This is a genomic window from Thioclava sp. JE_KL1 (assembly GCF_009296265.1).
GTDB lineage: Bacteria > Pseudomonadota > Alphaproteobacteria > Rhodobacterales > Rhodobacteraceae > Thioclava.
The window spans coordinates 462470-475368 of sequence record NZ_WBJS01000002.1; the positions used below are offsets into that span (position 1 = coordinate 462470).

The window sequence follows — 12899 nt, forward strand, 5'->3', positions numbered from 1 at the left end:
CTACCGAAGCCTCGGGAAAAAAACGAGAAAAATTATCGTACCACCTGCAACTGTTGCCGTGGGGCCGCGTTGCCTGCGACCAGCGCATCATAGGGGTCTTCGGCGGCCAGCATCATGTCGACCACCTGTCGCAGCAGGGCCCGGCGTCCGCGCGCGGAGTAGAAACCGCCCGGCACCTGGCTCGTTTCCAGAAGGTAGTGACGGTAGTCGCGATAGGCGCGGCTGTCGGGGCGGGCCGGGCTTGCGAAAAAAGCCTCGAGCGGTTGCGCGGAGGTGAATTCCGGCTTGTCGAAGATCGCACGACCGAGCGATTTCAGCGGCAGCCCGCGCCAGAGCGCCTGCTGCGCGGCGGTCGAATTGACCGTGACGGCGGAGCGCGCCTGCGCCAGAAGCCCGGCCAGCTTGCCGCCGCGCACGAAATGCACGCGCGACGCCAGCCCATGCGCGCGGGCCGCTTTGCGGATCGTCTCGCGGATGGGCGCGCGCCCGTCTTCGAGCGGATGGGCCTTGAAGACGAGGTGATGATGGGGCGGCGCGCCTTTCGCGAAATTCTCCATCACCAGATCGATGAACTCGGTCTGGCTCGCGAAGGGCGAATGCATCCGGAAGCTGGAATCGTGTTCGAGCTGCAGCAGCACGAGATGATAGGGGAAACCGCCATGCCGGATGCGCCGCGTCGCGCGTCTGCGCTCCAGCATATGCAGCGGCATCAGCAGCAGGCGGCGAAGCCAGAGGCGGAATTCCTGAAACACCGTGATGTCGCGATGCGGGCGGAAGCGGCGATAGGGGCCGGGGCGGAGCATCACGAAGAAATGGTAGAGCGCGCCGTAGAACACGTGGTGGCGCATATCACCCCAGCGGGGCGGGGCGTCGGGAAACTCGATCTCGGATTGCGCAAGCGCCGTGCGCATCTGCGCCACCGACATCTCCATCAGCCGGGAATGCCCGTTCGAGCCGCCACGCTCGTAAGTCACCCAGTAGGGGCGGACGTACCCCTCTTCGAAGACATGTACGCTGAGGCCCATCGCCTTCGCGACCTCGACGGCCTGCGCATGGATCGGGCGGGTGTCGCCATAGAGCACGAGATCGGTGATGCCTTTCTCGGCGATCAGATCGCGCAGGTGATCAGGCCAATCCTCCGGCGGGGCGTCGAAACGCAGATAGGAGGCGCGGTCGAACCAGAACACCTCATCCCCGCGGTTGAATCCCACGCGCCAGACCGTCGCCCCTGCCTGCCGAAGCATCGCGCCAAGCTGATGAAAGAAGGGGCCGTGGGGCCCCTGCAGCATCAGGAAGTGGCGATTTTCGAAACGGTTCATCCGGTCGTGGGTCCTTGGCCTGCTTCCGTGATTGCGCAGGAAGCGCGCGAAGTCACGGAGTTTGTGGGGTAATCCCTTAAATATTGGACAATTTTAGGGCAGGCGCTGTGCGGGGCCGCGAAGAGTGTGACGGGACGGCGGGGCGCTCATCTCTTGCGAAGGCGCGCCCTGCGGGCTAGCTAAGGTCCGAAATCTGAGGGGATATGCCATGTTCACCGGGATCGTGACCGATATCGGAGAAATTCTGGAGCTGGAGCAGCGCGGCGATCTGCGCGCGCGGATCGGCACAAGCTATGACGTGGGCAGCATCGAGCTGGGCGCGTCGATTGCCTGCGACGGCTGCTGCCTGACCGTGATCGCTACGGGCTCTGAGCCGAAAAACTGGTTCGACGTGGAAATCTCCGCCGAGAGCCAGGCCAAGACGAATATCGGCGGTCGCGGCAACGATGCCAGCGGCGGCTGGCAGGTGGGCCAAAAGATCAATCTCGAACGCGCGCTGAAAGTGGGCGACGAGTTGGGCGGCCATATCGTGTCGGGCCATGTCGATGGCGTGGCCGAGATCGTGGCGATGGTGGATGAGGGCGACAGCACCCGCTTCACCTTCCGCGCACCGGAGAGCCTCGCGAAATACATCGCGCCGAAAGGCTCGGTCGCGCTGAACGGCACCTCGCTGACCGTGAACGAGGTCGAAGGCGCGACGTTCGGCGTCAACATCATCCCGCATACCAAGCAGGTCACCAACTGGGGCCATGCCAAGGCGGGCGACCGGATCAATCTCGAGATCGACACGCTCGCGCGCTATGTCGCGCGGCTGCAGGAGTGGAACGCATGACCACCGACGGCAAACCCCTGACCCCGGTCGACAAATCCGGCACCCATGACGTGCCCGGCGAGGTCGAGGAAAGCCTGCGCCACGTGATCGCGCCCGCTGAGGACATTATCGCCGAGGCAAAGGCCGGGCGCATGGTGATCCTCGTCGATCACGAGGATCGCGAGAACGAAGGCGATCTGTATATTCCGGCCGAGAAATGCACCCCCGAGGCGGTGAATTTCATGGCGACCTACGGGCGCGGGCTGATCTGCCTGCCGCTCACCTCCGATCGCGTCGACCAACTGGGCCTTGCGCCGATGGTGCGCGCCAATTCGATGCGCCACGAGACGGCCTTCACCGTCTCGATCGAGGCGCGCGAGAACATCACCACCGGGATTTCCGCCCATGACCGGGCGCAGACGATCAAGGTGGCGATCGACCCGAGCAAAGGTCCTCAGGATATCGCCTCGCCGGGCCATATCTTTCCGCTGCGCGCGCGCGACGGCGGGGTGCTGGTGCGTGCGGGCCATACCGAAGCCGCCGTGGATGTGGCGCGCCTTGCCGGGCTCAAGCCCGCCGGCGTGATCTGCGAGATCATGGGCGATGACGGCCACATGCTGCGCCTGCCGGGGTTGATCGAGTTCGGCAAGAAACACGGGCTGAAAATCGGCACGATCTCGGACCTGATCGCCTACCGCCGCCGTCACGACAATCTCGTGCGCGAGGGTCTGCGCCAGATGGTCACGTCCAGCCATGGCGGCGAGTGGGAGATGCGTGTCTTCACCGATATGGCCGAGGGTGTCGATCATATCGTGCTTGTGAAGGGCGATATTTCCACGCCGGAGCCGGTTCTGGTGCGCACCCACTCGCTCAACATCCTCGACGACGTGCTGGGGATCGGCCCCGGTCCCGCCGACGAAGTACGCCGCGCGATGGAGATCGTGGCTGCGGAAGGCCGTGGCCTCGTCTGCCTGTTCCGCGACCCGTCGAACCGCCTTCTGCGCGAAGAGGATCAGGGGCCGCGCACGATCAAGCAGATCGGTCTGGGCTCGCAGATCCTGTCCTCGATGGGGCTGCATGACATGATCCTTCTCACCGACAATCCGCAGACGAAATATGTGGGCCTCGACGCTTATGGCCTGCGCATCGTCGGCACACGCCCCATCACGGAGTAAGACATGGCCGGAATCTCGCATTACACGCTCGACCTGCCGAAATTCGACAGCGCGCCGCGGCTGCTGATCGTGGTCGCGCCGTATTACAAGGATATCGCGGACAATCTGATCGCGGGCGCGAAAGCCACGGCTGAAGAAGCGGGTGCCCATGTCGATGTGATCGAGGTGCCCGGCGCTTTGGAAATCCCGACCGCGATCGCGATGGCCGCGCGCATGGCCGATTACGACGGGTTCGTCGCCCTTGGCTGCGTGATCCGTGGCGAGACCACCCATTACGACACCGTCTGCAACGACAGCTCGCGCGGGCTGACGCTGATGGGGCTCGAAGGGATTTGCATCGGCAACGGCATCCTGACGGTCGAAAATTATGAGCAGGCCGCCGTGCGCGCCGACCCTGCCGATCAAAACAAAGGTGGCGGTGCGGCGGCTGCGGCCTTGCATCTCATCTCATTGTCGCGCAAATGGGCGCGCCGGACGAAGGGTATCGGGTTCAAACCCGCCGAATCCTTCCGTATCGCCGGCGACACTGACGGATCGAACAACGCATGACCGACGACGCCTCCTCCGACGCGCCCCAAGACGCCCCGAAACCGCGCAAGCTCACCCAAGAGGAGAAGCGCCAGATGAAATCCGCCTCGCGTCTTTACGCGGTTCAGGCGCTGTTTCAGATGGAAGCGGCCGGGCAGGGCGCCGACAAGGTGCGCCGCGAGTTCGAGGATTTCCGCTTTGGCGCCGTGGATGAAGACGGCACCGAAATGGCCGAGGGCAATCTCGACCTGTTCCGCCGTCTGATCGACGATGCGGTGACCTGGCAGGCGAAGATCGACCAGGCGACCGACCGCGCGCTGGTCGCGAAATGGCCGATCGACCGGATCGACCCGGTGCTGCGCGCGCTGTTCCGCGCGGCCGGGGCCGAGCTGATCACCCCCGCGACGCCGCCGCGTGTCGTCATCACCGAGTTCGTCGACGTGGCCCGCGCCTTCTTCCCCGAAGGCAAAGAGCCGAAATTCGTCAACGCGGTGCTCGATCACATGGCGCGCGCGCTGCAGCCCGACGCGTTCTGAGCGCGCTCACTCGCGACACCATGCCACGGGCAAACACCCGCTTATCTCTCAATCGCCGCCCGTTTCCCTGTTTGAAACTTGGGAATATGCACTAGATTGTGAGGTAAGCAGGAGGATTTTTCATGCCCGAACTGGTCCGGCTCTACATCAAGAACGTCATCATTGGCTTCTTCATCGCGCTCGCCTTCGTTGGCCTTCTTCTCGGCTTCAATGTCGGCAACCTGCGCCATCTGATCTTCACGTCCGATATCGGCTATATCGCGATGGCACTGTTGATCGTGTTCAACACGATCGTCTTCTCCGGTGTGCAATTCGCGATCGCGGTGATGCGCATGGCCGAGGATGACGACAGCTCCGGCGGCGGTAAACGCGACGGCATCCCCACCAATATGGCGGCCGAGCATCTGGCGATCCCGGTTCCGGTCGATACGCCCAAGTCGCGCAAGCAGATGCAGCTTCGCCGCTGACCGCATCCGCTTCCCAAGACGACAAAAGCCCCGACCGATCCGGCGGGGCTTTTTGCTGTCTTGCGAAGGGTAGAGTGACGGAAACCGCAGCAGACGTGTAGACGAGAGTTCCCGGAGACCTGAAAAGTCAGGTGGGCGCCAGATACCGAGGCCAGGACCCCGGCAGAGCCAGCTCCCTCAGGAATGGTATAGGCCACTGGAAAAGGGTCTTTCACAGAAAGAGCAGTAACCGTCAGACCCCCAAATAGGGGTGAAATTGGGTTCCGACAAGGGGGGAGAATGAACAGCGCGTCTCGCGCGTCTTATGTGCGGCGGGGAAGGGCGCGTGTGCTGGGCGACTGGACTTTTGTTCACACTTCGTTCATGTTTGTCCGCATGACGCAGATTCCGCTTTCCGAACTTCAGCCGGGCCAGGTGCTCGCGCGTGGCACGGCCCGCGCGCTGTCCGAGCTGGGGCTCGACAGTTTGCCGGAGATGGTGCTGCGCCCAAGGCTGCGCGCCGATCTGATGGCGATCGACCGGAAGGGCGAAATCTGGATCGTGGAGTGCAAGTCGAGCCGCGCCGATTTCACCTCGGATCGGAAATGGGACGGCTATCTGGAGTGGTGCGACCGCTATTTCTGGGCGGTGGACCAGGATTTCCCCACGAATCTTCTGCCCGAGGGGACGGGGTTGTTCATCGCGGATGGCTACGGGGCCGAGATGATCCGCGAGGCGCCGCTGTCCAAGCTTGCGCCGGCGCGGCGCAAGGCGCTGACGCTCGATTTCGCGCGCGCGTCGGCGCGGCGGTTGCAGCGGCTGTGCGATCCGGGCGCGATTCCGCCCGGATTTTGAGGCTCAGCGCTTCTTGCCCTTGCCGCCTTTGCTCATTTCACGCGCAGCTTCCGCGGCTGCCTGCAGTTCTTCGGCGATTTCCATCGCCTCGTCGGGATCGAAATCGAGCGGTAGCTCGACGCCTTCGCCCTCGACATAGATCCGCACCATTCCGAGCGATGTCGGGCCGATTTGCAGATTCGCGGAGATGTCGCTTTCCTTGTCGATGCTCATCGAAAACTCCTGAGAGGTTGGATGGAAAATGCACCTAACCCCCGCGACGTGCACAGGCAAGACTTGGTGCGAATTTCTCGTCATCGGACACTTGCATTCCGCGCGCGAGGGGTCTAAATCCCGCGCCAGTGCCGCCTTAGCTCAGTTGGTTAGAGCGCTGGATTGTGGATCCAGAGGTCCCCCGTTCAAGCCGGGGAGGCGGTACCATCCCCCCCCCCCCCCTTCAAATCGGTTATCGGTGGTATTTCGCCTCGCGCGCTGGACTTTTCCGCGCAATGATCAATCTTGTTTTCTCAAACGCAGCGGAGGCTTCATGCCCGTTTACACAGATTACGAACTGCCAGATGCGCTGGTCAGCTATTGCGACAAGTCGAATGTCGCACTGACCATTGCCGCGGCTGATCGTGAGGATGTGCCGCTTGTCTACGTGAATCAGGCGTTTCTCAATCTGACCGGGTATTCCGCTGAAGAGGTGCTGGGGCAGAACTGCCGCTTCCTCCAGGCAGGGGCCGCGACCGAGGAAGAACGCTCTGCGATGCGGGAGTTCATCGACGACGAGGACATCTCCGCGGGCCGTTTCCGCGTCACCAACAGCCGCGCGAATGGCGAAACCTTCCAGAATTTCGTCTTCATGACGCGTCTGCGCGAACCCAATGGAGAGACGCGCTTGTTCCTCGGGTCGCAGTTCGACCTCACTTCCGCGGCGGAACGTCAGAACGTGAAGGTCGACATCGCTGCGCATGACGAGAGCCTGCTGCGCAATGCCGACGATCTCGCCGCGATGTCGCGCGGTTTCGGTCTGGCGATGATCGGCTCTGCCAAGGTTCTGTCGGAGAGCCTCTCCACAATGGCCACGATTATCTACCGCGAGGGCTAAGAATGGCTGCGGCCACGGTTATGTGTTCAGTACTATGTCAAATGTTATTGCAGGGCCCTGAGGCTAGTGACACCGATCTCCGGATGAACTGCAAAGAGAACTATAGAGAAGGGCGCGCAGGCCGCGCCCTTTTGGACGCGCGCTGCGCGGATCGGCGGGCCGTGCAGTGACGGACGCCCCCGAGGATCTATACGTTGTCGGCATTGGCGCCTCCGCTGGTGGGCTTGAAGCGCTTCGCGATCTTCTGGAGCCCGCGCGGGTGGACGACCCCAGCGCCTATGTCGTGGTTCAGCATCTCGATCCGAACCACGAGTCGCTTCTGGCGGAATTGCTCGGCCGGTCGACCTCGCTCGAAGTGTTGCAGGCAGAAGATGGCGCGAAGCTGGAGGCCGGGCATGTCTACACGATCCCGCCGGGCTACGGGCTGGAGGTCGAAAACGGGCGTCTGAAGCTTTCAGAATTCGCCCAGCCCCGTGGTCTGCGCCGTCCGATCGACGATTTCTTCGTGTCGCTGGGCCAGGATCTCGGGCGCCGCGCGGTCTGCGTGATCCTGTCGGGCACCGGCACGGATGGCTCTGTCGGGCTGCGCGCGGTGAAGGAGCATGGCGGCTTCTGCATCGCGCAGGATGCAACGGCGCGTTACGATTCCATGCCGAATTCGGCCGTCGCGACCGGGATGGTCGACGTGGTCAGCGCGCCCTCCGACGTGATCGCGCGGATCACCGAGTTCCGCAATGTCGATCCGGATCAGGTGAACACGGCGCCGCCGGTTTCCGGAACGCTCGATGAAATCTGCGCGGCGCTGAACCGTCTGACGGGGCATGATTTCGCGCAATACAAGCGCTCGACCCTCGAGCGTCGGATTCAGCGGCGGATGCAGGTGGTGGGCATTCTGCACCCGCGCGAATATCTCGAACGGCTCGAACGCGAAGAGGACGAGCCTCTGGCGCTGCTGGGCGATCTTCTGATCAATGTCACCCGCTTCTTCCGGGACAGCGCGCATTTCGAAGCGCTCAACGAGACGGCGATCAAGCCGATGGTCGAGAAGGCCGAAGATGGCGGCGCGCTGCGCATCTGGGTGCCGGGGTGTTCGAGTGGCGAGGAAGCCTACACGCTGGCGATGCTCATCGACCGGGCGATCCATGCGAGCGGCAAGGAGATCGATTTTCAGATCTTCGCCACCGATATCGACGAGCGGATGCTCGCGATCGCACGTGAGGGGCGGTACCCGGTCTCGGTCCTGCTCGACCTGCCCGAAAGGTACCGCGATCTCTACACGATCGGGCGCGAGGGCAATTTCCAGATCACCGCCGCGCTGCGTGACCGGGTGCGCTTCTCGCCGCATTCGCTGATCAAGGACCCGCCGTTCTCGCGGCTCGATCTGGTGTCGTGCCGCAATCTGCTGATCTATTTCGGAGAGAAGTTGCAGGCGCGGGCCCTGCCGATCTTCCATTACGCGCTCAATCCGGGGGGCGTTCTCTTCCTCGGCCCCTCCGAGACGATCGGGCGGCATGAGGAACTTTTCGATCCAATAGATGGCGCGATGCGCATCTTCCGCAGCATAGGGCCCCGGTCTCCTTATCCGACCGAACTGCCGATGCGCTCCGACCCTCATTCGCGACTTGCGCCACTCCGACCGAAGACGACTGACAGAAGAACCAAAGACTGGAACACGACCTTGGCCAGTAATCGTATCCTCGATCTTTATGCGCCCGCGACGCTGAATGTCGATCGCGATGGGGCGATCCTCGCCGCGACGGGGCGCTTGGGCAAGTATCTTGAGATCGACCCGTCCGAGACCGGGCAGGGCTATGCACAATCGCTCGCGCGCGCTGGCCTGCGCGAGGCGCTCTCCGCCGTGATCCGCGAGTCGGCGGAACTTGGCACGCGCAAGATCGTGCGCGATGTCGAAGTGATCTCGGAAACCGGGCGGCAGCGTGTCGATGTGCTGGCCGATCCGCTCTCCGACGATACGCTGCTGATCGTTTTCCGCGACCGTGGTCCGTTCGAAGCGCTGGACGAATATGATTTCGACGAGATCGCGCCGTCGGAAAGCCATGTGCAGGTTCTGGAAGCCGAGTTGCGCGCGACCCGCAACCGCCTGCGCACGACGGTCGAAGAGCTGGAGACCGCCAACGAAGAGCTGAAATCCTCGAACGAGGAAATGATGTCGATGAACGAGGAGTTGCAATCGACGAACGAAGAGCTCGCGACGGTCAACGACGAACTCAAGACCAAGGTCGAGGAGCTGTCGACCGCGAATGCCGATCTGCGCAACATCTTCGATTCCAAGCTGCATGCGCTGGTGACGGTCGATCGCAAGCTGCGCCTGCGCAACTTCACCGATGGCGCGAGCGAGATGATCCGCCTGCGCGGCAGTGACCGTGGACGTCCGCTCGACGATATTCAGAACCTGCTCGACACGCCCGAGGTGATGATCGAACTGATCAATGTGGTCCTTGAGGGCGAGTTGCCGCGACCGCGCCGGGTCAAGTCCACCGAACTCGGCAAGGTCTGGTCGCTCTCCGCGACGCCGTATCTGAATTCGCGCGGCGAGGTGGAAGGCGCGACGCTCGTCTTTACCGACATCACCGAGGCGCTGCGCCTCGAGACTGAACTGACGCTGAAGGGCGAGCGGCTGCAACTCGCACTGGAAATCGCGCAGATCGGGATCTGGTCGATCATCGAGCCGAACGGAGAGGTCGAGGTCGACGAGGCCGTGGCGGCGTTCTTCGAACTCGAAGCGGCCGGCACCTATCCGATCGCGCGGTTCTTCGAACGCATCGCGGAACATGACCGTGCCCGTGTCGAGCAGGCGGTGCGCGAGGCCCGCGAGACTGGCTCCGAATTGGAAGTCGATTACGAGCTCGACCTCCCCTCCGGCACGAAGCGCCATCTGCGCGCGACGGGTCGGACGATGGGCGAGGGGAATGAAAACCGCCTGCTGGGGCTCAGCGTCGACATCACCGCGGATGAAGAGGCGGCGCAGATGCGCGAGCTGATGCTGCGCGAGATGAACCACCGGGTGAAAAACCTGTTCTCCATCGTCTCGGGCATGCTGCGCATCGCGGGGCGTTCGGCGGCCAGCCCGCGCGAGTTGGTCGAGGATGTGGGCCAGCGGATCAACGCGCTGGCGCGCTCGCATGATCTGGCCCGCACTCGCACCTCTGGTGCGGCGATCCCGCTGCGCGAGGTGATCGAAACGACTCTGGCCCCCTATGACGACCCGTCGAAATTCCTGATCGATGGGCCGGAGGTTGATGTTCCGACGCATCACCTGACGGCTCTTGCGCTGATTTTCCACGAATGGAGCACCAATGCCGCTAAATATGGGGTATTGGGGCCGCGAGAGGGTGATCTCGAGATCACATGGTCGATGGAAAACGACGATACCGTGATACTTTCGTGGAACGAGCGGTACCGTGAAGCGTTGCAACTCGACACGAACAAACAGGGCTTCGGCTCGACGTTGGTCGATATTTCCGCGAGCCAGATATCGGCGCGGGTCGACACGCGTCAGACACCGGAAAGCCGTTGCAACAGGATTATCTTCGCGCATGAAATCGATGGCGACGCTGACTGAGAAAGCACCGAGCGAGGTGCTCCTTGTCGAAGATGAAGCCGTCGTCGCGCTTGATCTTCAGTTCATGCTCGAGGATCTCGGGATGGAGGTCTGGGGGCCGTGCGCCACCGTGCGCGCGGGGCTGGACCTGGTCCGCGAGCGTCTCCCGGGCGCTGCGATCCTCGACGTGATGCTGGCCGATGGCGAAGTCTACGAACTGGCCGATCATCTTCACAAGGCGGGCGTGCCGCTTCTGTTCCATTCCGGCCATGCCGAAGCCAATCAGCTACGCGAGCGCTATCCCGGCGCGGCGGTCTGCCCGAAGCCCGCGCTTCCCTCGGAGATCGAGGCGAAGCTCGCGAATTGGTTCATTCCGTCTGAGTAAGATCGTCCAGCTGGGACTGATCGATCCGTGCCAGCAGGTCGCGCGTGGCGTGGCTGACATGGTGGTCGCGGTGACGCAGCGCATAGAAGGGCCGCGGCGCGAGGTGCAAATCCCAGTCCCGGACCGTTCCAAGGCTCAGTGACCGCGCGACGACATGGGCCGAGAGTATGGTGATCCCGGCCCCTGCCTCGACCGCGCTCAGCACCGCCTCGTTCGAGGGCAGGACCAGCGCCGCTGAGAGCGCGTGCGGCGCGACACCCAGATCGGCGAGGGCCGCTTCCGCGGTAGAGCGCGTGCCAGAGCCCGGCTCGCGCAGCACCCAACTCGCCGCGCTCAACGCCCGCGCATCCAGCTTGCCGGGGGGCGGCGCGGCACTGACCAGCATCAGCCGATCCGCCCCGATCTGAACCCGCTCCAGCTTCGCATCCTCGACATCGCCTTCGACAAGCGCGAGATCGTGCAGGCCCGCGCGCAGACGCTCTGCCGCTTCCTGCGTGTTGCCGATCTCCAGCGTGACCTCGATCCCCGGGCGGGCTTGCCGGAAAGCGGCGAGGTAGGGCGGCAGCCAGTAGCCCGCGATGGTCTGGCTGGCGATCAGGCGGATATGCCCGCGTTCGAGGCCGCGGGTCTCGGCGAGCATCGCCTCCGCCTCGGCAAACCGTGCCAGCACCGCGCGCGCCTCGGGCAGAAAGGCGCGGCCTTCCTCGGTCAGCGAAATCCCCCGCCCGATCCGGTCGAACAGCGCGATCTCATGACGCGCCTCAAGCGCCGCGATGGCGGCTGAGGCCGTCGATTGCGTCATGTTCAGCCGGGCCGCGGCGCGGGTCATGTGCTGCTCTTCCGCCACCGCGACGAATACGCGGAGTTGTTCGGGGGTCATGCATGTCTCCGGCTCTATTGATCGACAAAAACGATCATATCGACAAAAACATTTCGTTTGAAGAATGAATTGGCGCGGGCAAATACAGGACAAGACTTGACGATAGGAGGCCGCCGTGCCGCACCATTCGACCCTTGCCTGCAGCCTTTCCCGCCCGCGGCTTGCGCTTCGCGCGTTCGCGCCGGGGCTTGGGTTGAGCATCGGCGTCGCCGCGCTCGCGGCCTTGGGTGGTTTGGCTGAGCACGCGTTGTTCGGTGCGGCATGGCTGGAACCGCTGGTGTTGGCGATCCTCATCGGCGCGGTGGTGCGCTCCCTCTGGACGCCGCCTGCGCGTTTCGAAGCCGGTATCCGATTTTCCGCCAAGACGGTGCTGGAGATCGCAATCGTATTGCTGGGCGCCTCGGTGAGTGCGCAGACGCTTCTGTCGGTGGGGCCGGGGCTTCTGGGCGGCATCGTCGCGGTGGTCGCGCTGATGGTGCCTGCGGCCTACCTGTTGGGCCGCGCCCTGCGCCTGCCGGCCCGCATGGCTCTGTTGATCGCCTGCGGCAACGGAATCTGCGGGAACTCCGCCATTGCCGCCGTCGCCCCCGTGATCGACGCCGATAGCGACGATGTCAGCGCCGCAATCGCGTTTACTGCCGTGTTGGGCGTCGCGGTCGTCCTGCTGCTGCCGGTGGTCGGCCACGTGGCGGGGATGAGCGTGCATGGCTATGGCATCCTGTCGGGGATCACCGTCTACGCGGTGCCGCAGGTTCTGGCCGCCGCAGCGCCGATGGGGGCCGCGGCGATCCAGCTCGGCACTTTGGTGAAGCTGGTGCGCGTCCTGATGCTGGGGCCGATCACGGTGGTGCTGTCGCTTCTCGCGCCGCATCTGCCGACCGATGGGCGCTCTGCCGCGCCGGAGGGACGTGTGCGGCGCGGGCTGATGCCGCCGCTCTTCATCCTCGGGTTTCTCGGGATGATCGTGCTGCGCTCTGCCGGGGCGCTGCCGGAGGCTGCGCTTGCGCCCATGGGGCAGGGGGCATCCATCCTGACGGTGATCGCGATGGCGGCGCTGGGGCTTGGCGTCGATGCGCGGGCGGTGGCAGCCGCCGGGCCGCGTGTGATCGCGACGGTGACGCTGTCGCTCGTCATGCTGGTCGGCGCAGGTCTCGGGCTTGTGACCTTGCTTTCCGCCTGAGCGCTCGCGCTGAATGCACGGCGCGATCCGGGGGCTTTCGCAATTTCGCACGGCCCCCTGTGCGGGCTGCCTGTGTTGATCCTCGCGACCCAGAGGATATGTGGGATGGGACGAAAACGTTAGCAGGCTAAC

Annotated in this window: 13 protein-coding genes and 1 tRNA gene; 11 read left to right on the forward strand and 3 right to left on the reverse strand. The window is 63.9% G+C overall.

Annotation, left to right across the window (positions count from 1 at the left end; translation table 11 throughout):
• Positions 1-32 precede the first annotated feature (32 nt).
• Positions 33-1319, reverse strand: coding sequence for a capsule biosynthesis protein (locus tag F8R15_RS04985; RefSeq protein ID WP_152843787.1), 1287 nt, complete (start codon positions 1317-1319; stop codon positions 33-35).
• Between the two features lie 208 nt (positions 1320-1527).
• Here F8R15_RS04985 and F8R15_RS04990 point away from each other — a divergent pair, with 208 nt between their 5' ends.
• From F8R15_RS04990 to F8R15_RS05015, 6 genes are all read left to right on the forward strand, one after another.
• Positions 1528-2151 carry a riboflavin synthase gene (locus F8R15_RS04990; protein WP_152843788.1) on the forward strand — a complete coding sequence of 208 codons (624 nt, stop codon included), beginning with the start codon at positions 1528-1530 and terminating at the stop codon, positions 2149-2151.
• Positions 2148-3305 (forward strand): 3,4-dihydroxy-2-butanone-4-phosphate synthase, encoded by a 1158-nt coding sequence (gene ribB / locus F8R15_RS04995; protein WP_152843789.1) that lies wholly within the window; start codon positions 2148-2150, stop codon positions 3303-3305. Before F8R15_RS04990 ends, ribB begins: the two co-directional genes overlap by 4 nt.
• A gap of 3 nt (positions 3306-3308) precedes the next feature.
• Positions 3309-3854, forward strand: coding sequence for a 6,7-dimethyl-8-ribityllumazine synthase (locus F8R15_RS05000; protein WP_078600026.1), 546 nt, complete (start codon positions 3309-3311; stop codon positions 3852-3854).
• Positions 3855-3928: 74 nt separating this feature from the next.
• Complete coding sequence (nusB, locus tag F8R15_RS05005) at positions 3929-4369, forward strand: transcription antitermination factor NusB (protein ID WP_232621793.1); 441 nt, start codon at positions 3929-3931, stop codon at positions 4367-4369.
• 122 nt (positions 4370-4491) lie between these two features.
• Positions 4492-4836, forward strand: coding sequence for a hypothetical protein (locus F8R15_RS05010; protein ID WP_152843790.1), 345 nt, complete (start codon positions 4492-4494; stop codon positions 4834-4836).
• A gap of 375 nt (positions 4837-5211) precedes the next feature.
• Positions 5212-5670: an MmcB family DNA repair protein gene (locus F8R15_RS05015; RefSeq protein WP_152843791.1), complete on the forward strand. Its 459-nt coding sequence runs from the start codon at positions 5212-5214 to the stop codon at positions 5668-5670.
• Positions 5671-5673: 3 nt separating this feature from the next.
• On the opposite strand, the gene F8R15_RS05020 is transcribed toward F8R15_RS05015, so the two are convergent.
• Positions 5674-5883 carry a DUF6324 family protein gene (locus F8R15_RS05020; protein WP_078520339.1) on the reverse strand — a complete coding sequence of 70 codons (210 nt, stop codon included), beginning with the start codon at positions 5881-5883 and terminating at the stop codon, positions 5674-5676.
• 130 nt (positions 5884-6013) lie between these two features.
• Between F8R15_RS05020 and F8R15_RS05025 the strand changes: the two genes are divergently transcribed.
• The 4 genes from F8R15_RS05025 (at position 6014) to F8R15_RS05040 (ending at position 10707) form a co-directional block, all read left to right on the forward strand.
• Positions 6014-6090: transfer RNA gene (locus F8R15_RS05025), tRNA-His, on the forward strand.
• A gap of 106 nt (positions 6091-6196) precedes the next feature.
• Positions 6197-6760: a PAS domain-containing protein gene (locus tag F8R15_RS05030; protein ID WP_078548156.1), complete on the forward strand. Its 564-nt coding sequence runs from the start codon at positions 6197-6199 to the stop codon at positions 6758-6760.
• Positions 6761-6926: 166 nt separating this feature from the next.
• Positions 6927-10343 carry a CheR family methyltransferase gene (locus F8R15_RS05035; protein WP_368731003.1) on the forward strand — a complete coding sequence of 1139 codons (3417 nt, stop codon included), beginning with the start codon at positions 6927-6929 and terminating at the stop codon, positions 10341-10343.
• Entirely contained in the window at positions 10327-10707 is a 381-nt protein-coding gene (locus tag F8R15_RS05040; protein ID WP_078600020.1) for a response regulator, read from the forward strand. Before F8R15_RS05035 ends, F8R15_RS05040 begins: the two co-directional genes overlap by 17 nt.
• On the opposite strand, the gene F8R15_RS05045 is transcribed toward F8R15_RS05040, so the two are convergent.
• On the reverse strand, positions 10691-11587 hold the full coding sequence (locus F8R15_RS05045) for a LysR substrate-binding domain-containing protein (RefSeq protein ID WP_152843793.1): 897 nt from the start codon (positions 11585-11587) through the stop codon (positions 10691-10693). The two genes, F8R15_RS05040 and F8R15_RS05045, sit on opposite strands and share 17 nt — an antisense overlap.
• Before the next feature lie 115 nt (positions 11588-11702).
• On the opposite strand from F8R15_RS05045, the gene F8R15_RS05050 reads away from it, so the two are divergent.
• Positions 11703-12767 carry a putative sulfate exporter family transporter gene (locus tag F8R15_RS05050; protein ID WP_216644104.1) on the forward strand — a complete coding sequence of 355 codons (1065 nt, stop codon included), beginning with the start codon at positions 11703-11705 and terminating at the stop codon, positions 12765-12767.
• Positions 12768-12899: the final 132 nt, after the last annotated feature.